This window comes from Pseudomonas sp. S2_H10, assembly GCF_054668285.1.
The window spans coordinates 6460084-6483991 of record NZ_CP162754.1; the positions used below are offsets into that span (position 1 = coordinate 6460084).

At 62.3% G+C, this 23908-nt stretch carries 19 protein-coding genes and 1 pseudogene; 8 read left to right on the forward strand and 12 right to left on the reverse strand.

Features of this window, described 5'->3' with window-relative positions; all coding sequences use genetic code 11:
- Positions 1–9: 9 nt before the first annotated feature.
- The 4 genes from AB4O16_RS29320 to AB4O16_RS29335 all read right to left on the reverse strand — a co-directional run bounded on the left by AB4O16_RS29320 (position 10) and on the right by AB4O16_RS29335 (position 5075).
- Entirely contained in the window at positions 10–882 is an 873-nt protein-coding gene (locus AB4O16_RS29320; protein WP_460156516.1) for a LysR substrate-binding domain-containing protein, read from the reverse strand.
- A gap of 53 nt (positions 883–935) precedes the next feature.
- A complete protein-coding gene (locus tag AB4O16_RS29325; protein ID WP_460156517.1) occupies positions 936–2231 on the reverse strand; it encodes an MFS transporter in 1296 nt (431 codons plus the stop codon).
- Between the two features lie 129 nt (positions 2232–2360).
- On the reverse strand, positions 2361–3452 hold the full coding sequence (psrA, locus tag AB4O16_RS29330; RefSeq protein WP_160387864.1) for an iron-containing alcohol dehydrogenase PsrA: 1092 nt from the start codon (positions 3450–3452) through the stop codon (positions 2361–2363).
- A 285-nt stretch (positions 3453–3737) separates the two neighbouring features.
- Entirely contained in the window at positions 3738–5075 is a 1338-nt protein-coding gene (locus AB4O16_RS29335; RefSeq protein ID WP_460156518.1) for a 2-hydroxycarboxylate transporter family protein, read from the reverse strand.
- A gap of 129 nt (positions 5076–5204) precedes the next feature.
- Here AB4O16_RS29335 and AB4O16_RS29340 point away from each other — a divergent pair, with 129 nt between their 5' ends.
- Complete coding sequence (locus AB4O16_RS29340) at positions 5205–6122, forward strand: LysR substrate-binding domain-containing protein (RefSeq protein ID WP_460156519.1); 918 nt, start codon at positions 5205–5207, stop codon at positions 6120–6122.
- Positions 6123–6282: 160 nt separating this feature from the next.
- Here AB4O16_RS29340 and leuD read toward each other — a convergent pair whose 3' ends face one another.
- Together leuD and leuC are read right to left on the reverse strand one after the other, a co-directional pair.
- Positions 6283–6891 (reverse strand): 3-isopropylmalate dehydratase small subunit, encoded by a 609-nt coding sequence (leuD, locus tag AB4O16_RS29345; RefSeq protein ID WP_460156520.1) that lies wholly within the window; start codon positions 6889–6891, stop codon positions 6283–6285.
- A 3-nt stretch (positions 6892–6894) separates the two neighbouring features.
- Positions 6895–8316 carry a 3-isopropylmalate dehydratase large subunit gene (gene leuC, locus AB4O16_RS29350; RefSeq protein ID WP_460156521.1) on the reverse strand — a complete coding sequence of 474 codons (1422 nt, stop codon included), beginning with the start codon at positions 8314–8316 and terminating at the stop codon, positions 6895–6897.
- A gap of 337 nt (positions 8317–8653) precedes the next feature.
- On the opposite strand from leuC, the gene AB4O16_RS29355 reads away from it, so the two are divergent.
- From AB4O16_RS29355 to AB4O16_RS29375, 5 genes and pseudogenes are all read left to right on the forward strand, one after another.
- Positions 8654–9787 (forward strand): C45 family autoproteolytic acyltransferase/hydolase, encoded by a 1134-nt coding sequence (locus AB4O16_RS29355; RefSeq protein ID WP_460156522.1) that lies wholly within the window; start codon positions 8654–8656, stop codon positions 9785–9787.
- Between the two features lie 67 nt (positions 9788–9854).
- A complete protein-coding gene (locus AB4O16_RS29360; protein WP_103393754.1) occupies positions 9855–10796 on the forward strand; it encodes an ABC transporter permease in 942 nt (313 codons plus the stop codon).
- Between the two features lie 14 nt (positions 10797–10810).
- A pseudogene (locus tag AB4O16_RS29365) lies at positions 10811–11638 on the forward strand (ABC transporter permease); the annotation flags it as partial.
- A gap of 27 nt (positions 11639–11665) precedes the next feature.
- Complete coding sequence (locus AB4O16_RS29370; protein ID WP_160387857.1) at positions 11666–13297, forward strand: dipeptide ABC transporter ATP-binding protein; 1632 nt, start codon at positions 11666–11668, stop codon at positions 13295–13297.
- A 65-nt stretch (positions 13298–13362) separates the two neighbouring features.
- Complete coding sequence (locus tag AB4O16_RS29375) at positions 13363–14916, forward strand: ABC transporter substrate-binding protein (RefSeq protein WP_160387856.1); 1554 nt, start codon at positions 13363–13365, stop codon at positions 14914–14916.
- 3 nt (positions 14917–14919) lie between these two features.
- Here AB4O16_RS29375 and AB4O16_RS29380 read toward each other — a convergent pair whose 3' ends face one another.
- The gene (locus AB4O16_RS29380; RefSeq protein ID WP_178120629.1) at positions 14920–15540 is read right to left on the reverse strand and encodes a GntR family transcriptional regulator; all 621 of its coding nucleotides are present in this window, start codon (positions 15538–15540) and stop codon (positions 14920–14922) included.
- A gap of 107 nt (positions 15541–15647) precedes the next feature.
- Here AB4O16_RS29380 and AB4O16_RS29385 point away from each other — a divergent pair, with 107 nt between their 5' ends.
- Entirely contained in the window at positions 15648–16487 is an 840-nt protein-coding gene (locus tag AB4O16_RS29385) for an alpha/beta hydrolase family protein (protein ID WP_160387855.1), read from the forward strand.
- Between the two features lie 157 nt (positions 16488–16644).
- Entirely contained in the window at positions 16645–17268 is a 624-nt protein-coding gene (locus tag AB4O16_RS29390) for an NIPSNAP family protein (protein ID WP_460156523.1), read from the forward strand.
- A gap of 24 nt (positions 17269–17292) precedes the next feature.
- Here AB4O16_RS29390 and AB4O16_RS29395 read toward each other — a convergent pair whose 3' ends face one another.
- The 5 genes from AB4O16_RS29395 to AB4O16_RS29415 all read right to left on the reverse strand — a co-directional run bounded on the left by AB4O16_RS29395 (position 17293) and on the right by AB4O16_RS29415 (position 23840).
- Positions 17293–18579, reverse strand: a complete 1287-nt coding sequence (locus AB4O16_RS29395) for an NAD(P)/FAD-dependent oxidoreductase (protein ID WP_460156524.1) — start codon at positions 18577–18579, stop codon at positions 17293–17295.
- Between the two features lie 3 nt (positions 18580–18582).
- Complete coding sequence (locus tag AB4O16_RS29400; protein ID WP_460156525.1) at positions 18583–20154, reverse strand: aldehyde dehydrogenase (NADP(+)); 1572 nt, start codon at positions 20152–20154, stop codon at positions 18583–18585.
- Between the two features lie 73 nt (positions 20155–20227).
- Positions 20228–21175, reverse strand: a complete 948-nt coding sequence (locus AB4O16_RS29405) for a dihydrodipicolinate synthase family protein (protein WP_110660059.1) — start codon at positions 21173–21175, stop codon at positions 20228–20230.
- 58 nt (positions 21176–21233) lie between these two features.
- Positions 21234–22160 carry a 4-hydroxyproline epimerase gene (locus AB4O16_RS29410; protein WP_460156526.1) on the reverse strand — a complete coding sequence of 309 codons (927 nt, stop codon included), beginning with the start codon at positions 22158–22160 and terminating at the stop codon, positions 21234–21236.
- Between the two features lie 45 nt (positions 22161–22205).
- Entirely contained in the window at positions 22206–23840 is a 1635-nt protein-coding gene (locus AB4O16_RS29415; protein ID WP_460156527.1) for an APC family permease, read from the reverse strand.
- Positions 23841–23908: the final 68 nt, after the last annotated feature.

A 23908-nucleotide genomic window follows, 5' to 3' on the forward strand; every position in this document is an offset into this window, starting at 1 on the left:
CAGGCGAAATCAGGTGGCCGGAATCGGGCTCGAGTCAAACAGCTCCGCGATCATCGGCCGGTTGCGGCGAATACCCAGGCAGCACAGGTGGTAGTCGATGGAAAACGGGTGATTGACGAAGGTGATCGGTTTGGTGCCCGGGGTTTCGGCGTATTCGACCGCCGAGACAAAACCGATGCCGATGCCCTTGGCGATGGCATGGACAATGGCTTCGCGGCTGTTCAACTGCATGACGCAGTTCAGGGCCACGCCGAGCTGTTTGCAGCGTTCCTCCACCAGTTGGCGGGTGCGCGAGCTTTTCTCGCGCATGACCCATTTTTCTTCGCTGATCTGTTCGACGTGCACTTCGTTCTGGCTGGCCCAGGGATGGTCATCCCGTACCACGGCGATGATCGGGTAGCGCCGGTACAGCTGGGTGTCGAAGCGTTGGTCGAACTCGGAGAGAGCGAGGATCGCCACGTCGATGTCGAAATTGAACAGGCGATCCAGGGTCTCTTTTTCCGGTGAAAACGAAGTTTCCAGTTCGATGTCCGGGTGGCGCTGCATCAGTTCGTAGGTCAGGTTCATCGCAATCGGCGGCGACACTGCGCCCAGGCGCAGCATGCCGGTCTTGCGTTGCTTGAAACTCTGCAGCAGTTGCACGGCTTCATCCTCCTGGCCGAACAGGCCTTGGGTGATCGAATACAGTTGGTGGCCCGCCGCGCTCATTTCGATGAAGCGGCCACGGCGGTGGAACAGCTCTACGGAAAACTTCTTCTCCAGCGCATTGACCTGCTCACTGACAGTGGGCTGGCCGACGCTCAGGTACTCGGCGGCGAGGGTGAAGCTGCCGGTCTTGGCCACCGCATGAAATGAACGTAGCCACTTGTGGTACTGGTACATAGGCGATCCTGTTCCTCAGCCGCTGTCTCGATTCAACTTGCCTGGCCGGGCGCTCAACGCCTGATGAACAACGCGACCACCGCACTGCACAGGCAGGCGCTGGTGACCACGATGAAGATCAGCGAGGTGTTGCCGGTACTGTCGAGCATACTGCCGATCAGCGGTTCCGCCAGGCCGGCGAACAGGTAGGACGAGAAGTTCATCACCCCGGTTGCGGTGCCCGCACGCTTGGCGCCCACCAGGTCCGGGCACAACGCCCAGAAGCTGGAAGCCGGGCCGTAGACGAAGAAGCCGCAGAGAAACAGGGCAATCAGGCCGGTCGCGCTGTGGGGGGCAAGGGTCCACATCCACAAACTGGTCGCCGCACCGAGGAACATGTAGAGCATGATCGCCAGGTAGCGTTTGGAGCCGAACAGCTTGTCGGAGATCCAGCCGTTGCTCAGGGCGCCGATGGCCATGCCGACGGGAAGGGCCACGGTGATCCACTTCGGATCGATCATGCTGTCGCCGCTTTTCCAGTTGGCGCCCAGGAAGTGCACCGGCACCCAGACGATCAGACCGTAGCGGGCGGCGTTCTGGAAGCCCAGGGACACGGCGGCGATGATCAGGCGGAAGTTTTTCAGGACCGCTTTGTAGCGCTGGGCGGAGGTTTCGACTTCGCCATGGGCCACTTCATGGCTTTTGTCCTCGGCATTGGCTACACCGGTGTCGGCAAGCGGCTCGAAACCCAGGTCTTGCGGACGTTCGCGGGCCACCAGGTAAAAGATGATGCCGCCCGCCAGCATGAGCAGCACGGGCAGGCGGAAGATCCAGCGCCATTCCAGATGCATCACCTCAAGCACCACGATCGAGGTCACGTAAGAAAGGACCGAGGCGCAACCGGCGGCGAACACGTATAGGCCGTACACCTTGCCACGCTCGCCGGCACTCCACCAATTGGAGATCAGCCGACTGCCCGGCGCCCACCCCAAAGCCTGAAAGTAGCCGTTGATGCCCCAGGGCAGGATGAGCGCGGCAAAATTACCGGCGAAGCTGGTCACCCAGTTGGCGGCGCAGGACAGCACGGCACCGGCGGTCATGATGCGGCGGCCACCAAACTTGTCGGCAAGGTTACCGTTGATGGCTTGGCCGATGGCATAAGCCCAAAGCATGGCGGCTGATGCCCACCCAAGGTGTTCCTTGGTAAAGCCGAACTCGGCCTGGATACCCGGGATGGCGAAACCGAACGTTTGTCGCCCGGTATAGAAAAACAGATAACAAAACATGGCTGCCAGCAGCATGCGCCACTGGGCGACACGAAACGATGCGGTGTGTACGGCGAGACCTGGCATGGTTTGGGCACGATTCATGATCTTTTCCTTATTCTTGTTCGTTCCCTGCGAGTTGCATCGCAGGGTGCACTCTTTTTCAGGTGCTGCAGGAAATCGTCGCGGCTCGTTACGCCGCTGGCAGTGTAGTGTCTTGGGGGCTGGGGAGCCCTAGGCCGCTCGTGCGCCGATGAAGTTCTTGCCGCGTGCGCCTTGCAGGGCGAAATCGATCATGGTTTGGGCCTCTTCGGCCGACACGCCGTAGTCGGCGAACTCGGTTTTCACATCCAGGCTGTGCAGGAAGGCGCGCAAGCGGGCCTGGGCCTTGTCCAGGTCAGGTCCGAAAACCCGCTGCAGGGTCTTGTCGCGCGTCTCGTCGTGGCCCCAGGCAAGGCCCAGGACCAGCGGCAGGGTGAAGGAGCAGGCAATGCCATGGGGCAAGCCGTAGTGCAAGGTCATCTCGTAGGAAATGGAATGGGCCAGCGCGGTCTTGGTGTTGGAGAACGCCATGCCGGCCTTGAGTGCGGCCAGGGCCATCCGTGAACGCAGTTCCTGGCTGGACAGGTCGCGCCGCAGCAACGGCAGGCATTCGAGGATGTCTTCGATGGCAGAGATGGCGAAGGTGTCGGAAAGCGGATTGGCGTTGATGTTCCAGATCGACTCCAGCGCGTGGGACAGGGCGTCCAGCCCGGTGGACACGGTGACGCCGGCCGGCACCGTGAGCATCAGTTGCGGATCGATGATCGCCACTTTTGGCCAGGTGCATTCCAGGTGCAGGGAATACTTCTTGTGGTTGCTCGCGTCCCAGATCGTCGCCCAGGGCGTGACTTCACTGCCGGTGCCCGCCGTGGTCGGCGCCGCAATCAACTGTTTGCTGCGTGCCGGAACAAAGGGTTTGCCGCTTGCCAGCAATGCCAGCAGCTCATCGAAGTGCCCCGACTCGGTACCGACAATCAGCGCCTTGGCGGTGTCGATGGCACTGCCGCCACCGACGGCAATCACCGTATGGCAATCGCCGGCCTCCTGCCAGAAGCGTTCATAGGTCGCGCGAAGTTGCGCCACATCGGGGTTGGGCTGGACATCCTCGATGACGTAGACCAACCGTTCGCCCAGCAGTGCTTGAAGGCGATCCACCAGCCCCAGGCCACGGGCTTCGGGAAAGGTCACTAGGGCAACGTTCTGGTGTTCGGTGATGGCGGCAAGTTCTTGCAGGCTGCCCCAGCCGAAACGGGTATCAACCGGGTTGTGAAATCGGGCGGTCATGGCGGGTCCTTGGTTTTTGTTGTTGGAAGTGACGCCATGCTCGCGGTACCCGGACTCCTGCACAAATCGATAATTCGCAGGTTTGAATCGGCTGGGCCGATAACGGCCTCACAATGCAAAACACCGGCACGGGGGCCGGTGTTCTGTTCAGCTAATAGTTTGAGCACCGCACGTCCCGAGGGAGCGAGCTTGCTCGCGATTGCGGTCGTACATTCAACATCTATGTATCAGACACAACGCTATCGCGAGCAAGCTCGCTCCCACAGGGTTTGTGTGTTGAGAGCTTCAGACAAACAGGCGCAACAGGATCGTCGCCAGAATCACCGTCGAAGCTCCGCCAATCCGGGTGGAAATCTGTGCGAACGGCATCAGCGACATGCGGTTCGACGCCGAGAGGATCGCCACGTCGCCGGTGCCGCCCAGACCGCTGTGGCAGCAGGTGACGATGGCCGATTCGATGGGGTACATCTTCATCAGGTTGCCGATGAAGAAACCGGCCACGGTCATCGACACCACCACCGAGACGCAGACCAGCACATAGCCGACCGAGAACACTTTGACCACGCTGTCCAGTGGCACGTAGAGCATGCCCAGGCCGATCATCACCGGCCAGATGAAGGCGGCGGACACCAGTTTGTAGAAGGTGTTGGCGCCTTTCTCGAGTTTTTCCGGCAGCACCCGGGCGTACTTGAACAGCACCGCCGCGAGAATCATCATCACCGGGCCGGGAATGCCCACGACTTTTTCCAGCAGGCCGCCGAGGACGAAAAACGCGCAGATCAGCAGCACGCCGGCGCCCATGACGCGGAAGTCGACAAGGGAGCCGGTGTCTTCCTTGACCTTGAATTTATCGTTCTCATCCCTGGCGCGGATCAGCGCACCTTCGCCATTGATGCTCGGGCGTTTCAGCGCCAGGCGAGCGAGAAAGCCGGCGCAGATGATCGCCACGATATTGCCGACCACCGCCGCCGGTGCCAGTTGCGCGACATAGATATCCGGCGTGCCGCCGAGGATCGCCGAGTAAGCCAGCGACAGGGGCAGGATGCCTTCGCCGATCCCGCCGCCAATGATCGGCACGATGATGAAGAAGAACGTGTGGTGGAAGCTGTAGCCGACCAGTTTGCCGACGATCAATCCGCTGGCGACGGCCGCCAGGGTGCCGACCAGCAGGGGGATGAACATCCTGATCATGCCCTGGACCAGAATGAAACGGCTCATGCCCAGGATGCTGCCGACCACCAGGCTGGCGATCACGAAGTACAAGAAGTTGGCGTCCTTCATGAGCATTTTGGTCGCGTCGATCGTCGCCGGCCCGAAGAAGCCGTAGAACACCAGGATCGACGGCAGCATCAGGCACAGGATGGCGCCGCCACCGATTTCCTTGAGGATCGGCAGGCGCGAGCCCAGTTGGCCGAAGAACACGCCCATGGTCATGATCACGGCGAGCCCGCCGATCATGTTCTTGGGCAGGAAACCCAGGTGCGCGGAGAGAAAGACAATCAGGGCGATGCCAAGGAATATCGGCAGCGGGATGACACCGATTTCGTAGGCGCAGAGGCTGCGCAGGCGTTGCACGAAACCGCCGTCGGGGGCGTTAAGGGTTTGCTCATAGGGCTTGTTCATGTTGCGCTTTCCTCATGCTTGTTTTTATCGAGGATGCAGAAACCACGGCTCACCGGGGATGGATTGCCACTCGGTAGATCGATGGTATCCTTCGCAAATAACGCAATAAACAGCGAAAGTATGAGGCGTATGAACACGAATCGTGATCAGTTTCCCTTGCCGGAAGACCTCAAGGTTTTCCTCACCGTCGTGCGCAAAAACGGCTTCGCCAGTGCCGCCGAGGAGCTGGGGTATTCGCCGGCCTACATCAGCAAGCGCATCTCGGTGTTGGAAACTACGCTTTCGACCCGCCTGCTGCACCGCACCACACGGCGCATCGCACTGACCGACGACGGTGAGCGGGTACGGGTATGGGCGGAGAAACTGCTCGGCGACTTCGATGACTTCGTCAGCGAAATATCCGAGGCGCGGCAACAGCCCATGGGTTCGCTGCACATCTGCAGCAGCTTCGGTTTTGGCCGCAACCATGTGGCACCGGCGATCTGCGAGCTGTCGCAAACTTACCCCAAACTCGAACTGCGCCTGGACGTGTTCGATCGTGTGGTCGACATCGTCGGCGAGGGTTTCGACCTGGAAATTCGCGTGGGGGATGACCTGCCGGGCCAGCACCTGGGACGCAAGCTGGTGAGCAACCGGCGGGTGCTGTGTGCCACGCCCGAATACCTGCAACGGCGCGGTGTGCCGCAATCGCTGGCGGACTTGAAAGACCACGATTGCCTGGTGCTCAAGGAGCGCAACAACGCGTTCGGCGTGTGGAGCCTGACGAAGGACGGGCAAGACGAATCGGTGCGCGTCAGCGGGCCCTTATCCTCCAACAACGGCGAGATCGTGTTGCAGTGGGCCTTGAGTGGCGGCGGGATTCTGTTGCGCTCGATGTGGGACGTGAAGCCGATGCTCGAGCAGGGGCGGCTGGTGCAAGTGCTGCATGAGTACACCCAGAGCGCCAACGTGTGGGCCGTGTACCCGACACGGCTGAGCCAGTCGGCCAAGCTGCGGGTGTGCGTCGAGTTTCTCGAAGAATACTTCCGGCATCTGTCGGTTGAGTGAACCACCGACGCCTTGATCCTCTGTAGGAGCGAGCCTGCTCGCGATGGTCGTCAACGATAACGCGTGCTAACTGGTTAAACGCGGCGCCCTTGAGTCCATCGCGAGCAGGCTCGCTCCTACAAAATCATTGACGCAACAGCCACAGCCAGAGGTTTTTCCGTCAGACCAACCAGGGATTTTCCGCCAGGTGCCGGGCTTCGAACTGGCGAATCTGCTCGGCCCGTTGCAACGTCGTGCCAATCGCATCCAGCCCCAGCAGCAACGATTGCTTGCGCAGCTGATCGATATCGAACGCGATCACCTTGCCGTCCGCCAGTTCGATGGTTTGCTCCGGAAGATTGACGCTGATTCGCGCCGTTGCCGGATCGCTGGTCAACGCGGCCATCTGCTTGAGTTGATCCTCGGCCAGCTGTATCGCCAACACCCCGTTGCGCTGGCAGTTGTCGTAGAAAATCCCGGCGAAAGAGGTGCCGATCAGTGCGCGGATGCCCACTTGCTTGAGCCCCCAGACCGCATGTTCGCGGCTCGAACCACAACCGAAATTCGGCCCCGTCAGCAGAAACGCAGCGTCGTTCCAGGCCGGTTGATTGAGGATGAATCCGGGGTTGGGCTCACCGGACGCCAGGAACCTCAGGTCAAAGAACAGCCCCTTGTCCAGGCCCTTGCGATCAATCCCTTTGAGGAACTGCTTGGGCATGATCACGTCGGTGTCGATGTTGGCGGCCAGAAGCGGGGCGGCGCTGCCGCTGACGAGAGTGAAAGGTTGCATGGTTCAAGCCTCCAGCGCGAACGTGCGCACGTCGGTCAAATGCCCGGTAATCGCTGCAGCGGCGACCATGGCCGGGCTCATCAAATGGGTGCGCGCACCGGCGCCCTGGCGTCCTTCGAAGTTGCGGTTGGTGCTTGAAGCGCAGCGATCGCCGGGGGCGAGCACATCGTCATTCATCGCCAGGCACATCGAGCAACCGGACTGGCGCCATTCGAAACCGGCATCGAGGAAGATCTGCGCCAGCCCTTCGTCTTCGGCCTGGTTTCGCACCAGCGTCGAGCCGGGCACGATCATCGCCCGCACGTGGGCCGCCACGCGTTTGCCGCGCACGACGCGGGCGACATCGCGCAGGTCTTCGATGCGCGCATTGGTGCAGGAACCGATGAAGGCATGGCTGATCACCACGTCGCTCAGCGGCATGCCCGGCTCCAGGCCCATGTAGTTCAGGGCGCGTTGCATGCCCTGGCGCAGGATCAGGTCTGGTTGCGTGGCCGGGTCCGGCACATGCCCGCCCACCGGTGCGGCCTGATCGGGGCTGGTGCCCCAGGTGACCATGGGTTCCAGCGTCCCGACATCCAGGCTGACTTCGCGATCGAACACCGCGCCTTCATCGCTGTGCAGGCCGCGCCATTTCGCGACAGCTTGGTCCCACAGTTGGCCTTGAGGGGCCCGGGGCTTGAGTTGCAGATAGGCAAAGACCTTGTCATCGGGCGCCATGAACGCGCCCCGGGCGCCGGCTTCGACGGCCATGTTGCAGATGGTCATGCGCGCTTCGACGCTGAGGGCGTCGATAGCCTGGCCGGCGAACTCGATGGCGTAACCGGTGGCGCCGGAAGCGCCGATGTTTTCGATCAGGGCCATGATGATGTCCTTGGACGTCACGCCGGCCCCGAGCACGCCATTGACCGTTACGCGCATGCTCTTCAGGCGTTTGTAGACCAGGGTTTGCGAGGCCAGCAGGTGTTCAATTTCCGAGGTGCCGATGCCGAAACCGAAGGCTCCCAGGGCGCCGTAGGTGGTGGTGTGGCTGTCGCCGGCGGCCACGACCATGCCGGGCAGGATAAAGCCTTGCTCGGGGGCCACGACGTGCTCGATGCCCTGGCGCTTGTCCAGCACGTCGAACAGCTCGATGCCGAAGTCGCGGCAGTTTTCTTCGAAGTAGGACACCTGGAGGGCGCCCCCGGCATCCGGCATGGTGGCAATGCGCGTCGGTGCCGTCGGGTTGACGTGGTCGACGACCGCCAGCGTCGCCCCCGGACGCCACGCCTTGCGACCCGCTTCGCGCAGGCCGCTGAAGGCTTGCGGGCTGGTGTATTCGTTGGCGACCTGGCGGTCGATGTACAGCAGCACATGGCCCTGATCGTCGAGGGCGCAGACCGTGTGACTGTCGATGTGTTTCTGGTAGAGCGTTCTAGGGCTGTGCATGGAGTGGGCTCTTGTTGTCATGCGAGATCACGGAAACATGCTCACAGCATATTCATCGCGAATCCTGCATCAAGGTCCATTGGGTAAAGGCATTGCTCACGTTTTGTGTGTAATTGCTCAGCCAATGCTGAACACGATCGAGGCCGTCGACCCCACACTGAGTCGTGCCACTTTTTTACACACTTGTGAATTTACTACCCGATTTTCTGAGCAAAAACAGTGCATTTTGCAGATGAAGTATTATTGGATACCAAATTGGCGCCAATATTGATTGGGTTTTTGTGAAATTGGCCTGTTCCTTGCTCCATGTCTTGCTCAAACAATCAGAGGGCGTGGCATGAGCGGTCAATTTCCTTGTATCGAACTGAGTGGCGGGCCATTTGCCCGGGGTGTGCAATACGGCAAAGCATGCCCACAGATCATTGCCCGCAGCATTGAAATCTACGGTCAGCAGTTGTTGGACATGGGTTACGACTGGTCCGGCATCAAGCGCCTGGTCAATCAGTTCATCCCCAACATCGAAGCGTTCGAGCCGCAGTACCTGGAAGAGATGCGCGGCATCGCCGAAGGCTCGGGCCATGATTTCGAGGCCATCGTGCTGATCAACGCGCGCACCGAGATCATTCATCTGGGGCGGCGTTCGATGCAGGACAAACCGGAATTGGACGGCTGCACCGGCGCGATCATCCTGCCGGGGGCCACGGCGAACAACGAAGTGCTGCACGGCCAGAACTGGGACTGGCGCATGGAATGCGCGGAGACGGGCGTGGTCCTGCACATCCGTCGTGACGACGGTCCGGACCTGTTGACGTTTACCGAGGCGGGCGGCCTGGCGCGTGCGGGCATGAACTCCATCGGCACCGCGATTACCGGCAACAACCTGGAGTCGGATCGCGATTACCAGGCCCTGGGCGTGCCGTTGCCGTTGATTCGTCGCAAGGCGCTGGAAGCCAACCACTTCGCGCTGTCGATGAAAGCGGTGGCTGTTACACCGAAGTCGGGCTCGAACAACATGATGCTCAGCCACGCGAGCGGGTTTGGCATCAATTACGAATGTGCGCCGGATGAAGTCTTCCCGTTGTACGAAGTCAACGACCTCATTGTGCATGCCAACCATTGGCGCAGCCCGGTGGCGCAGGTCAAGCTGAAGAACACCGGTATCGTTGGCGCACCGGAAAGTTTCTATCGCGATATCCGCGTCGAACAATGCCTCAAGCCGTTTCATGGCAACCTGACGCTGGAACATCTCAAAAACGCGTTCTTCGACGACTTCGGCAAGCCGTTCGCCGTGTGCCGGCCACCCCGTCCAAGTTCGGGGGGCGAGGACAACCTGTCCGCCACGGTGGCAATGATCCTGATGCGACCGGCCAGCGGCTTCATGGAAATTGCCTCGTTGCCGGCAATCAACCGCACGTTCGGGCAGTACCGCCTTGAGATGGAGTCCGACTACGCACGCTATGCAACCTGGTAAGCAGCGAACTGTTGCCCGTTTGTGATCTGCCCGATCCCGGGCTGCGTATCAACATCGAGGAACCCACATGTTTCGTTTGATCGTTCAGCGTCTGGCCATGGCGGTCCCGACGCTATTGCTGATCTCAATTGCGGTCTTCGCAATGATCCGGCTGATACCCGGCGACCCGGCGCTGTTGATGCTGGGTGATATGGCCGACCCGGCCAGCCTGATCAAATTGCGTCAGTCCCTGGGGCTGGACCAGCCGTTGATCGCGCAGTACCTGATCTGGCTCAAGGCATTGTTCCAGGGCGATCTGGGCGTTTCGATCACCAGCCATGAAGCGGTTTTGCCGCTGGTGCTCGAGCGATTCAGTGTCAGTGTGACCATCGTCCTCACAGCGGTGGCCCTGGCGGCCCTGATTGCCGTGCCCCTGGGCATGCTCGCCGCGTGGAAGCAGGACACGCTGGTGGATCTGGGACTGGTCACCACCGCGACGCTGTTGCTGTCGATCCCCGGCTTCTGGATGGGCCTGTTGCTGCTGTATGTGTTCGGCCTGGAGCTGGGCTGGTTGCCGGTGGTGGGGTATGTACCGTTCTCCGCCGATTTTGGCAAGGCACTGGCCTACATCATCCTGCCGGTGACCACGCTGGTGTTGCATGAAAGCGGCGTGATTATCCGCATGCAGCGCGCCAGTTCGATCGAGGTGCTGCGCCTGGACTACATCGCCCACGCACGGGCCAAGGGTTTGTCCGAGCGTGCCGTGCTGTGGCGCCATACCTTGCGCAATGCCTTTGCACCGACCTGGACACTGATCGGCCTGATCCTCGGCAACCTGCTGGGCGGGATCGCCGTCATCGAAACGGTGTTCACCATCCCGGGTATAGGCCGCCTGATGGTCGATTCGATCTACGCCCGTGACTACCCCGTCCTGCAGGGCTGCCTGTTGCTCATCACGTTCGTCTACGTGCTGGTCAACCTGCTTGTCGACTTGATGTATCCGCTATTCGATCCCCGGGTGAAAGCATGAAGACCTTAAGCGAAATGGCTGCGCCTCCCGTGACTGAGCCTTTGGCCCGCGCTAAAAAGCGTCCACTCTCGTTCAACGCGCTGATCGGCGGCGGCCTGGTGTTGCTGCTGGTGATACTCGCGGTGGCGGGCATCGTCTGGACGCCCTACGACCCGTTGCGCCTGGATTTGGCCAACCGCTTCCTGGCGCCATCCTGGTCGCACATCCTGGGCACCGACGAGTTCGGTCGCGATGTGTTCAGCCGGATCATCATCGGTGCGCGCACCAGTCTGTGGATCAGTCTGTTGACCGTGTTGCTGGCCATCAGCATCGGCACCTTGTTCGGCCTGCTCGCCGGTTACCTGCGAGGCTGGACCGATCGCCTGTTGATGATGGTCAACGACGCGCTGCTGGCGTTCCCGGGCATGCTGCTGGCGCTGGGGCTGCTGGCGATTGTCGGGGCCAGTCAGTACGGCATCGTCTTGGCGCTGGGCCTGGCGTACATCCCCACGGTCGTGCGAGTGGTGCGCAGTACCGTGTTGTCGCTGCGCGAGCGGGAGTTCATCGAAGCTTCGCGGGTGATCGGCAACGGTGAGCTCTACACCATGTGGCGGCACATTGCGCCGAACTGCGTCGCACCCCTGATCGTGCTGGCCACGAGCATGTTCGGCTGGGCGATCCTGTCGGAAAGCGCCCTGAGCTTTCTCGGCCTGGGCGTTCCACCGCCGGCCGCCACCTGGGGAAACATGCTGGCTTCCAGCCGTCCGCATCTGGTCACCGCGCCGTGGCTGGGTTTCTTCCCCGGCCTGATGATTTCAATCGCCCTGATCGGCATCAATCTTTTCGGTGACGCCTTGCGTGATCGCCTTGACCCCCCGGATGAGTCGCTAATGGATACCGTCAAGCCTATGCTTCGCGTCAGTAATCTTTGCATCCAGGTGGCCAGCGATGGACCGCTGGCGGTCGACCACCTGAGTTTCGACATGGCCCCGGGCGAGATCGTCGCGCTGGTGGGCGAGTCCGGCAGCGGCAAGACCATGGCTGCGCGAGCGGTCATCGGCTTGTTGCCGCCGCCGATGCGCGTCGCCTCCGGTCGTATCGAGTTCGGCGGCAACGATCTTTGCGCCTTGTCGACGGATCAATTGCGCAATGTGCGTGGTTCGAAGATCGGCATGGTGTTCCAGGAGCCGATGGTTTCGCTCAACCCGACCCTGACCATCGGCGAGCAAATGGCTGAAGGGTTGCGCCTGCATACCGATCAGGATGAAAAAACCATCCTCGCCCGGTCGCTGGAGATGTTGCGACGCATCGGCATCGATGACCCCGAGCGTTGCCTGAAAGCCTTTCCCCACGAGTTCTCCGGCGGCATGCGGCAACGCATCATGCTCGCGTCGGTCATGTTGTTGCGCCCGGCGCTGTTGATTGCCGACGAGCCGACCACGGCCCTCGACACCCTGGCCCAGGCGGATGTGATCGAGCTGATGCTCGACCTGACGCGGGAGGAGGGCACGGCGATCCTGTTCATCAGCCATGACTTGTCACTGGTGGTGCGCCATGCCCACAAGGTCGTGGTGATGCGCAGCGGCAAGGCCATCGAAAGCGGCCCGACCGAGCAGATCCTGCTGGGTCCGAAGGCCGAGTACACGCGGCAGCTGCTTGAGGCGCTGCCGACCCGGGGCAACCTTGACAGCGCACCCGTGGCCGCGCCGCTGGTCGATATCCGCAATGTCACCATCGAGCATCCGGGCCGCCAGGGTTTCCTGCTGCGCGGTAAGCCCAAGCGCGCGGTGGACGGGGTCAGCCTGCAAATCTCTGCCGGTGAAACGTTGGCGCTGGTCGGCGGCAGCGGCTCGGGTAAAACCACCCTCGGGCGGTCGGTGGTCGGTCTGGTGACGCCTGTTGCCGGCGAGATTTTCTTCGATGGCGTCGACATCCTCAAAAGCGCCAACCGTGAGCACCGCCTGCAATGCCAGATGATCTTCCAGGACCCGGTTTCCTCCCTTGATCCGCGCGCGAGGATCTCGGAAATTCTTGCCGAGCCGTTGCGCCATGTGCCGGGGCTCAGTCGCGAGGAGCGCGCCGAACGGGTACGCACCATCCTGCACGATGTGGGGCTGGCGCCGATCTTTGCCGAGCGCTTCCCGCACCAGCTCTCCGGCGGTCAGCGTCAGCGGGTGGCGATTGGTCGGGCGCTGATTCGGCATCCCAAACTGGTCATCGCCGACGAGCCGATTTCCGCCCTCGACATGACCATCCAGAAGCAAATTCTCGAACTGTTCGAGCGGCTGCAAAAGCAGTACGGCTTTGCCTGCCTGTTCATTTCCCACGACCTGGCGGCGGTGGAGCGCATTGCCCACCGCGTGGCTGTCATGCAGCAAGGCCGGCTGGTGGAAGTCGGCACCACCGCGCAAGTGTTCGATCACCCGCAACACGCCTTTACCCACCGACTGCTGGCAGCGGCCAACCCGTTGGTGCGCCAGGCCGATGGCAGTTATCAGCTGCGCGGCAGCGTGGCCGTATGAAGCACATCAAGGCCGTCACAGCGGTGACGGCAAGCCCCCGTTTCAGTTCACTCAAGGACTCGTATATGAATCGTTTTCTGCTAAACGCCCTGACCCTGAGCATGATGACCGTGCTCGGCTGCGGTGCCGCCCAGGCGCAGACGCTGCGCCTGGCGATGAACTCCGATATTCGCAGCCTCGACCCCGGGGTCAATCGTGACGACCGTTCCGACGCGGTGGTGCTGCACATGGTCGAAGGGTTGGTCGCGTATGGGGAGAAGGGCGAAGTCAAACCCCTGTTGGCGAGCAAGGTCGATGTGTCCGCCGATGGCCTGACCTACACCTTCACCTTGCGCCAGGGCGTGAAGTTCCATAACGGCGAGCCACTGACGGCCGCCGACGTGCTGTGGAGCTGGAACCGCGACATGGACCCCAAGACCCAGTGGCGTTGCCTGCCGGAATTCGACGGCAGCGGCCTGACCAAGGTGAGCAAAGTCAGTGCACCGGATGCGCAGACGGTGGTAATGGAACTGGAAAAGCCCAGCGGCATGTTCCTGGCCACACTGGCGCGTACCGACTGCGGCGGCACGGGCGTGCTGAACAAGGCCTCGGTCAATGCCCAGGGTGAATTCGTCTCGCCGGTCGGCACTGGCCCCTATCAGTTGGGCGAGTGGAAGCGCGGGCAGTACGTCACGCTGAGCAAATTCGCCGGCTACCAACCGTTGTCCGGGCCGCGCGACGGCTACACCGGCGGCAAGAACGCCCTGGCCGATGAAGTGCGGTTCGTGATCATTCCCGATCAGGCGACGGTCAAGGCGGCGCTGTTTTCCGGGGACCTGGACATGGCCGAGGTGACGGAAACCGATCTGCCGGAAATCAAGGCACACGACAAGCTCAAGGTGTCGACCGCCCCCAGCGCGACCATGAATGTGCTGATGTTCCAGACCCGCGATCCGTTGCTCAAGGACAAGCGCATGCGCCAGGCCATCGCGGCGGCCATCGATGTCAAGCAACTGGTGGCGACCACCAGCAATGGTTTCGGGGTGCCCAACAACTCCATCATCAGCGTCGCCTCCAACTACTACGGCCCCAGCGAACAGAAGGGTTTCACCTACGACCCGCAGAAGGCCGCAACGCTGTTGCAAGAGGCGGGTTATCGCGGCCAGCCGCTGACGATCATCGCCAACCGGCGTTCGATGGTGCCCAGCTATGACCTGGCAATCATCGCCCAGGCCATGCTCCAGGCCGTGGGGATAAACGCCCAGGTCGAAGTGATGGAGTGGGGCACTCAGCTCGAGCGCTACCAGAGCGGGCGTTATCAGTCGATGTCCTTCACCTATTCGGCGCGCTTCGATCCGGCCCTGAGTTTCGAGCAGGCGACCGGCAACAAGGACAAGGAATCGCGCAAGGTCTGGGAAGACCCGGTGGCGATCGAGATGTTGGGGCAGGCCTTGAAGGAAGGGGACGTCGCCAAGCGTCAGTCGATCTTCGACCAGTTGCATGAACGCTTCATTGACCAGGTGCCGATGATCGTCATGTACAACGGCCTGGACATCGTCGCACTGAACGAGAAAGTCGAGGGTTATGACGCCTGGATCGGGCAGAAGCCGCGCCTGTGGGGCGTCAGCGTCAAGCCCTGATCTTCACGGTTGCAGTGGGGTTTGACGAATGTGTGCCGCGATCAGTTGCTTGAGGCGGTCGCGGTCACCGTTACGCAGGGCATCAAGGATCTGGAAGTGTTCGCGGCCCGACTGCTCGGCACGCAGGTGCGTGCGCCAGGTGCCGCCTGGAGACGATGGCGGGCGGCTGCGAATCTCCTCGATGAACTCGATCATGACCCGGTTGGTGCACATGTCGTAGATGCCGCGGTGAAACTCCAGGTTGGCGATGTAGCACTCCTGCATCGTGCCTTCGTTCACCAGGCGGGCGAAGCGTTGGGCGATGAGGTCCAGCGCCTGCAAGCGCTCTTCGGTGACGACCATCTGGTCGACTGCGGCGCACTCGAGGGCGATGCGCACTTCGCGGGTATCGGAGACCTGGGTCAGGTCAGGGGTGTGGACGTAGTAACCCCGATTGGGGATGTGTTCGACCATGTTTTTCTGGACCAGTTGGTCCAGCGCCCGGCGGATGTCCAGCCGTGTTGCGCCATAACGCTGTTCAAGGTCGATCTGTTTGAGCCAGCTACCGGTCGGAAGCACGCCGGCATTGATGTCGTTTGAAATCAGCAGCACCAGTTGGCTGCGATCAGTGGTTTTTTTGTTCAAGGGTGACTTCCACAAATCTTGGTCGTGGGTGTGTGGGTCGTCGGCTGTGCACGACCCTTACCCGCTGTAGTTATCAATAATGGCACAGTTATCAACGAGGTTTCACAATGTTGAGCAACCAACAAGACACTCCAGAAGCGCGGCATCGCCAGATGTACTATCGCGGCAGCACTACCATCTTTTCCTGCCGCAAGGATCCGCGTTTTTCCTATTGCCTGTATGTTCCGCAAACCTTTGACCAGGCGCCTGAAGGGCATCGCCTGCTGGTCGCCGTGCATGGTACCGGACGGACGATGGTCGAGTATCGGGACGCGTTTGCCGAGTTCGGCCGCTTCAATCGCTACATCATCCTCGCGCCACTGTTTCCGGTCGGTCCATTGGGTGACGGCAACCCGCACGGTTTCAAGTACCTGAAGGAAGGCGACATCCGTTACGACGAAGTCCTGCTGGCCATGGTCGATGAAGTGAGCGCCGCGTTGAACACGTCGTTCGAACGTTTTTCCTTGTTCGGCTATTCCGGCGGAGGCCATTTTGCCAACCGCTTTTACTACCTGCACCCCGAGCGCCTGCGTTCGGTTTCCATTGGCGCACCGGGCTCTGTGACCCTGATCGACGAGAGCCGCGACTGGTGGGTGGGCACCGGCGGGATCGAGGCTATTTTCGGTAAAAGCCTGAACCTTGCAGCACTGCGTGAAGTGGATGTGCAATTGCTCGTGGGCGCTGCCGACCTGGAGACCTGGGAGATCCATTACGCCCCGGGTTCCGTGCAATACAAGGAAGGCATCAACGATGCCGGGCGCACCCGGGTCGAGCGCAATGCAACGCTGGCACGCAACCTGGCGGCCCATGACATTCGAGTCCAGCAGGACATCGTTCCCAACACCGCGCATGCCGGCGTATCGGTGGTGCCCTATGTGCAGGATTTCCTGTTGCAACTGGGCGCGTGACCAAGAGCACCGTTGAGTCCTGCTCGACGGCGCTTTGCTAAAGAAACTACCTAGCTTCCTGCGGCAATTACCATCAGCGATGGTGATTGCCTCAATATTCCGCGTCCGGGGGCTGCCTTAGGCTGTGGGCTTTTGGCAAACCGGTGGGCGAGTCGCTATGCGTTTATTTGAACTGATCACTTTCACTGTGCGGGTGCGCACAGTTGCGCAAGCGCTGGCTCAGATCGAGGCGGCGCTGGACGACCCGCAAGTCGGCGGCACCTTGATGGGCTGCTGGGCCTCGGAGATCGGCCAGTTGAACCAGATTGCCGTGTTGCGCGGCTATGGGGACGAAAGCCTGCGCCAAGCCGAGCGCGAGCGTTTCCTGCTGGAGGGCGGGGCGTTCGGCATCAACGAATGGATCACCGACCTGCGCATCGAAAACTACACGCTGTTTCCCTTCCTCGAACCCTTGAGCGCCGGCCAGCAGGGTCCGTTCTATGAGTTGCGCGTCTACGATCTGGTCAGCAGCGGCTTGCAACCGACCCTCGACGGTTGGAGCAAAGCCATCGAGGCGCGGACCGCCGAGCAGTATTCGCCGGTGTACGCGGCGTTCTACGCCACCGACGGTGCGCTGCCGCGCTATCTGCACATCTGGCCGTGGGCCAGCCTTGAACAGCGCTTGCAGGTGCGCACCCAGGCGGTCGCCGACGGCGTCTGGCCGCCGGAAAACTCCGGCCCGCAACTGCGCGACATGCGCTCGACGATCTATTTGCCGGCGAAGTTTTCGCCGTTGCAATGACGAGGGTTCGGCTCGACCGGAGCCTCAGAAACGATCCAGCCGGTACGGCGCCGTCGCCGGCAGACTGTGAGGCGGGGCGTCCGTCAAAGGCGAGGCCATTTGCGCAATCATTTCCGCCGTGACCGCTGCCTGCGTCAACCCCAGGTGCTGATGCCCGAAAGCGAGCAGGACCTTGCCGTCGCAAACCCGGTCGATCACCGGCAAGGAGTCGGGCAGGGAGGGGCGGAAACCCATCCACGGTGTGGCGGCTTCAGCACTCAGGTCGCGCTTGAACAGGCCTTTGCTCAGGCGATGCAACTGCCAGGCGCGCTCCATGGTCGGCGGGCATTCGAGACCGGCGAATTCAACGGTGCCGGCCAGGCGCAGCCCGTCGGTCATCGGCGTCATGATGAATTTGCGCTCCATTGAAGTCACGGCAAATGGCAGGCGCCCGTGTTCGTGGGGCAGCATCAGGTGATAGCCGCGTTCGGTGTCCAGTGGCACCTTCTTGCCGGTCAGCGCGGCGGTGAGCTTCGCTGAGTGGGCGCCACAGGCAATCAATACCTGGCGACTGTTGAAACGGCCTTGATCGGTGATCAACGACACGCCGAGTTCATTCAGTTGCCCGCCCTCGACCCGCTGCTTGAGGAACTGCACGCCGCTGTTTTTGGCCGCGTGGACCAGTTCGCCGACCACTCGGAACGGATCGAGGAAATGCCCGGTGCGCGGGAAAAACAGGCCGCCGCGAATCTGCTCGCTGAGCTGCGGCGCCGCATCACGGACGGCCTTGGCCTGCCAGAAGTCCACCGGCACTTGCTGTTGGCGCATGCGCGATTGAAGCGCTTCGATCGCCTGCTGCGAGTCGGGACGCTCGAACACCAGCAGCGAGCCGTCTTCTTTCATCAGTTCGGGACGGTCGATGGTCTGCAGCAAGCGGTGCCAGGCACCCAGGCTGCTTTCATTGAGCGCGCGGATGCCGGCCACGGTGCGCTGGAACGGCGCCGGGCGCAGGTTGAGCAGCAGGCGTGCGAACCAGGGCAAGGCCCGGGGCATGTATTTCCAGTCCAGGCGCAGCGGGCCCATCGGGTCCATGAGCATGGCGGGCAGGCGCTTGAGGATGGACAGGTCGGCGATCGGGAACACCTGTTCGGTGGCCAGGTGCCCGGCGTTGCCGAACGAGGCGCCACGACCGGGCTCCTGCTGGTCGATGACCACCACCCGCCGGCCCTGACGCGCCAGGCGCAGGGCGCAGGCGACGCCGATGATGCCGGCGCCGATCACGGCAACGTCTGCCTCGATGTGCGAGGGGTTTAAAGGAGAATGGTTGGTCATGGCCTAGGCTTCTCTCTGGCCGTCGAGCAGGCGACGCAACTGCAATGGATTGCCGTGCTTGAGCGCTGTCGGCAACAAGGCATCGGGGAAGTCCTGGTAGCAGACCGGGCGCAGGAAACGCAGGATGGCGGCGGTGCCGACCGAGGTGCTGCGCGCATCGGACGTCGCCGGGAACGGGCCGCCATGGACCATGGCGTCGCACACCTCGACACCGGTCGGCCAGCCATTGACCAACAGGCGCCCGGCCTTGCGTTCAAGAGTCGGCAGCAAGGCGCGGGCGCTCTCCACATCGCCGTCGTCCAGATGCAGGGTGGCGGTCAGTTGACCTTCCAGGTGTTCGAGGACCTGACGGATTTGCCCGTCGTCGGCACATTGCACGATCAGCGAAGCAGCGCCGAACATTTCTGCCTGCAAGGCCGGGTCGGCGAGAAACTCGCTGGCCTGGGTGACGAAAAGGTGGGTCTGGCACTGGTTCGGCGTTTCCCCACGTACGCCCGTTGCAACGGTTTGCGCGAGTTCGGCCAGTGAACTGACGCCGGACTCATAAGCGTTGAAAATGCCGGGGGTGAGCATGGTCTGCGCCGGGCTGCGCTGTAGCAGTTGCGCAGCCGCCTGGATGAAGCGATCAAGGTCCGGGCCTTGGCGGGCAATCACCAGACCCGGGTTGGTGCAGAACTGGCCGGCACCCTGGGTGAGGGAGGCGACGAAGCCTTGCGCCAGCGATTCGGCGCGTGATTGCAGGGCTGCCGGGAACAGCAACACCGGGTTGATCGAACTCATTTCCGCGTACACCGGGATCGGCTCGGGCCGCGCCTGGGCCGCCTTGCACAGGGCCATGCCGCCGCTGCGCGAGCCGGTGAAACCCACCGCCTTGATGCGCGGATCGCTGACCAGGGCGATGCCCACTTCGCGGCCGGAGCCGTACAACAGCGAGAACACGCCTTCAGGCAACCCGCACAGTTTGACCGCGCGGGCCACGGCTCGGCCCACCAGTTCACTGGTGCCCGGGTGCGCGCCATGGGCCTTGACGATCACCGGGCAACCGGCGGCCAGTGCCGAGGCGGTGTCCCCGCCGGCGACGGAGAAGGCCAGGGGGAAGTTGCTCGCGCCGAACACCGCCACCGGGCCGAGCGGCACCTGACGCTGGCGCAGGTCCGGGCGGGGCAGGGGTTGACGCTCGGGCAACGCGTTGTCGACTCGCACATCGAGCCATTCGCCTGCGCGCACGGTGCGGGCAAAGGTGCGCAGTTGCTGGCAAGTGCGGCCGCGCTCACCCTGGATGCGCGGGCGTGGCAGACCGGACTCGGCCACGGCGCGGTCGATCAATTCATCGCCGAGGGCTTCGATTTCGCTGGCGATGGTTTCGAGGAACTCGGCGCGTGCGTCCAGGGACGTCGCGCGGTAGCTGTCCAGTGCATTCCACGCCAGGGCGCAGGCCAGTTCGACGTGTTCACCGCTGCCACCGTGGTAGGCCGGTTCAAGGGGCAGGTCCGTGGCGGGATCGATGCCGCGGATCGCTTCGCGGTTGCCGGAGATGGCCTGCTGGCCGATCAGCATGTTGCCTGTCAGAGTCATGGTCGTTCCTGAAAAAAAGAGAGCGGGGCGTTGGCGAAAATAAAAGCGGCGCGCATTGGCACGCCGCTGTACGTCAGGCGAAGTTCTGCTCGGCCGACCACTGCTCGTACCACTGGCGGAACAGCGTGTACTGGTTCTCGGCGTATCGACGCTGGGCATCGCTGAGCACGTCGGTCTCGTTGAAGTGCAGGCTGTATTCCTTGTCGCCATTTAGCACCATCAGGTGCTTGTAATAGAGCACCAGGTCGCAGCCTTCATCGAAGGACGACAGCACCGCCAGTGCCGATTCCAGTTCCCGCGCCTGACGACGCGCCTTGGCATCGCCCTTGGCCGCTTGTTTGCTCAGGGCCACCAGGCGCAACACTTCGCGCGGCAGGGCGTTGCCGATGCCGGTGATGGAGCCGGTGGCGTTGCAGTTGACGAAACCATGCACCACCTGGGTGTCGACACCGACCATCAGGGTCACGTCATCGTCCCTGGAGGTGATGTGTTCGGCGGCGTAGCGCATGTCGGCGGCACCGCCGAACTCCTTGAAGCCGATCAGGTTCGGGTACTCGCGGCGCAGTTCGAAGAACAGGTCGGCGCGGGTGGCGAAGCCGTAGTAAGGGCTGTTGTAGATCACAGCCGGCAGGCCTGGAGCCGCTTCGAGAATCGCCGCGAAGTGGGCTTTTTGCGCGGTGGCCGAGGCGCCACGGGACAGCACGCGAGGGATGACCATCAAGCCATGGGCGCCCACTTTGGCTGCGTGTGCCGCATGGGAAACAGCTTCGCGGCTGTTGACCGCACCGGTGCCGACGATGGTCGGCACACCGGCGGCCACCAGGCGCGCCACGCCTTCCTGGCGCTCGGCTTCGGTCAGCAGCGGCCAGTCACCCATGGAACCGCAATACACCACTGCGCTCATGCCGATGTCGATCAGCTCGCGACCCTTGGCCACCAGTGCGTCGAAGTCGGGCTTGCGCTCGGCGGTGCACGGGGTCATCAGGGCAGGGATGCAGCCAGTGAAAATGTTGTCGCTCATTTTGTTGATACTCCTTGAAGCGTTCATGCAGATCGGGTGAAGGAAGAAACGTGGCGGCTCAAATGCCCCACGCAAAGGGATCTTGTTCGTCGATCAGCAAGGTGCTGTCGGCGGTCATGTAGGCGCGGCCGGTGATGAAAGGGATGATGCGTTCGCCCTCCCATTCGTAGCTGCCGATGAACTGGCTGGCGGTGATACTGGCCTGGACCCAGCGTTCACCGGCGGCCAATTTGCCGTCGGCCGCCAGGCACGCGAGTTTGGCGCTGGTGCCGGTGCCGCAGGGCGAGCGGTCGTAGGCCTTGCCGGGGCACATGACGAAGTTGCGGCTGTCGGCATGGTCGTCGTCGGCGAACAGTTCGATGTGGTCGATCAGTGCGCCGTCTTCACCGTGGATGCCCTGGTCCTCGAGGGCCTTGAGCATTGCCCAGGTGTATTCGGTGAGAAAGTCGACGTTGTCCATCTGCAAGGCCTGGCCGTGGTCGGATACCAGGAAGAACCAGTTGCCGCCCCAGGCGATGTCGCCATACACGCGGCCATGCCCCGGCACTTCGACCGGCACCTGTTGGCGGTAGCGGTAGGCGGGCACGTTGCGCAGGGTGACGTTGCCGTCCTCGTGCAGGGTGGCGCTGACCGGGCCCACTGGCGTATCGATCTTGTGCTCGCCAGGCTGGATGTGGCCCAGGTACTGCAGCGAGTTGACCAGGCCGATCGTGCCGTGGCCGCACATGCCGAGGTAGCCGGCGTTGTTGAAGAAAATCACACCGCAGGTGGCGTCCGGCGACACCGGTTCGCAATACAGCGCCCCCACCAGCACATCGTTGCCACGGGGCTCCAGCAGGCAGGCGCGACGCCATGGGTCATGCTGCTCGCGAAAGGTATCGCGCTTCTCGGCCATGGTCCGGCCAGCCAGCTGAGGCAGGCCCGACATCACCAGGCGAGTCGGCTCGCCGCCGGTGTGGGAATCAATGACATGTACTTTTTTCATAAACACATCCATTAGAGGAACACGCAGGTTTTGCCGGACTGAATTTCAGCGAGCGGTTTGGGCAGACACACCGATCGGACGCTGGCCGCGGTAGACGGGAACGGCTTCGTCTTCACCGTCCTCGGCGTCCAGGCGAACCAGATGCGCCGGCACGCCGGTGGCCGCGCCCCAGTAGTAGATGCCCATCGCGCAGGCCGCCACGACCAGGGTGTCGAACGGATGGGTGAGCACACCGATGCCGCCGAAACTGCCGAGCCAGGACAGCACGATGGTCACGGCGTAGAAGCCGATCAGCCATGCCGAAGAGCGCACTTGCTGGGCCTGGCTCAGGTGTTGGGTCGGCACGAAGCGACCGCACAGCAGGTACACCACGAACATCAGGATCTGCAGGCCGAGCAGCCAGGACACGGTGTTCCAGCCGGACCAGTAGACGATCAACGCGGCGATGATGAACGACACCGGGCCGAGGACGCCCATGTGCTTGACTCGGAACGGGCGCGGCATGTCCGGCGCATTGCGGCGCAGGGCGGCCACCGACACCGGGGCGACGGCGTAGCTCAATACCAGCGCGGCGGAGACCACGTTGATCAGCGCTTCCCACGAAGGGAAGGGCAGGGTCCAGAACACCGACAGGGCAAAGGTCAGCCACAGTGCCGGGCGCGGGATGCCGGACTTTTCGTCGATGCGCGTGAAGACCTTGAAGAAGGTGCCGGTCTGCGCCCAGCCGTAGATCACCCGCGGGGTGGCGTTCATGTAGATGTTGCCGCAGCCGCTGGGGGAGATCACCGCGTCGGCCACCACCAGGTAGGCCAGCCAACCCACACCCAGGGCCAGGGCGATGTCGCGGTATGGCAGGGCCAGTTCCTTGGCGACGCCGGCCCAACCGTTGGCGAGCATTTCGGTGGGCACGCCGCCGAGGAACGCCACTTGCAGCAACACATAGATCGCGGTGGACAGCAGCACGGAGAGGATCAGTGCAATCGGGATGGTGCGTTGCGGATTCTTCACTTCGCTGGCCACCGAGATGATCGGTGTCAGCCCCAGGTAGGCGAAGATAATGCCGCCGGCGGACACCGCCATCTCGACACCGGACAGTCCGAACGGCATGAAGCCCTGGGCCTGGAAGTTCTCCGGCTTGAAGAAGGTGAACAGCACACCGATCACCAGCAACGGCACGATGAACTTGAACATGCTGATCAGGTTGTTGGCCTTGGCGAACGTCTTCACGCTGTAGTAGTTGAGCATGAAGAACAGGCACAGCAGGCCGAACTGGAGCAGCCAGCCAAGCGCCGTCGGGTTGCTGGAACCGGCCTGGGTCAATGCGGGAAACCACGCAGCGGCGTACTGGCGCGCGGCGACCACCTCGATGGCCACCAGGCTGGAAAACGCGATCAGCGTGATGAAGCCCATCAGGTAACCCAGCAGCGGGCCGTGGGAGTAGACCGGGTAGCGAATCACCCCGCCGGCACGCGGCAGTGCGGCGCCGAGTTCGCAGTACACGATGCCCAGCAGCAACACCGCAAAACCGCCCAGCAGCCAGGAAAAAATTCCCGCCGGCCCGGCGATGGCGGAGACGTGGCTGGCTGCGAACAACCAGCCGGAGCCGAAGATGGCCCCTAGTCCGATAAACGTGAGGTCTATCAACGAAAGTTGTTTTTTGAACTTGCCTTGGCCTGACATTACATCGCCTTCTTGTGAGTTTTTGGATAGGCAGGTGTGCACTTCAAATCGCCTCTTTTCGGTTTTGC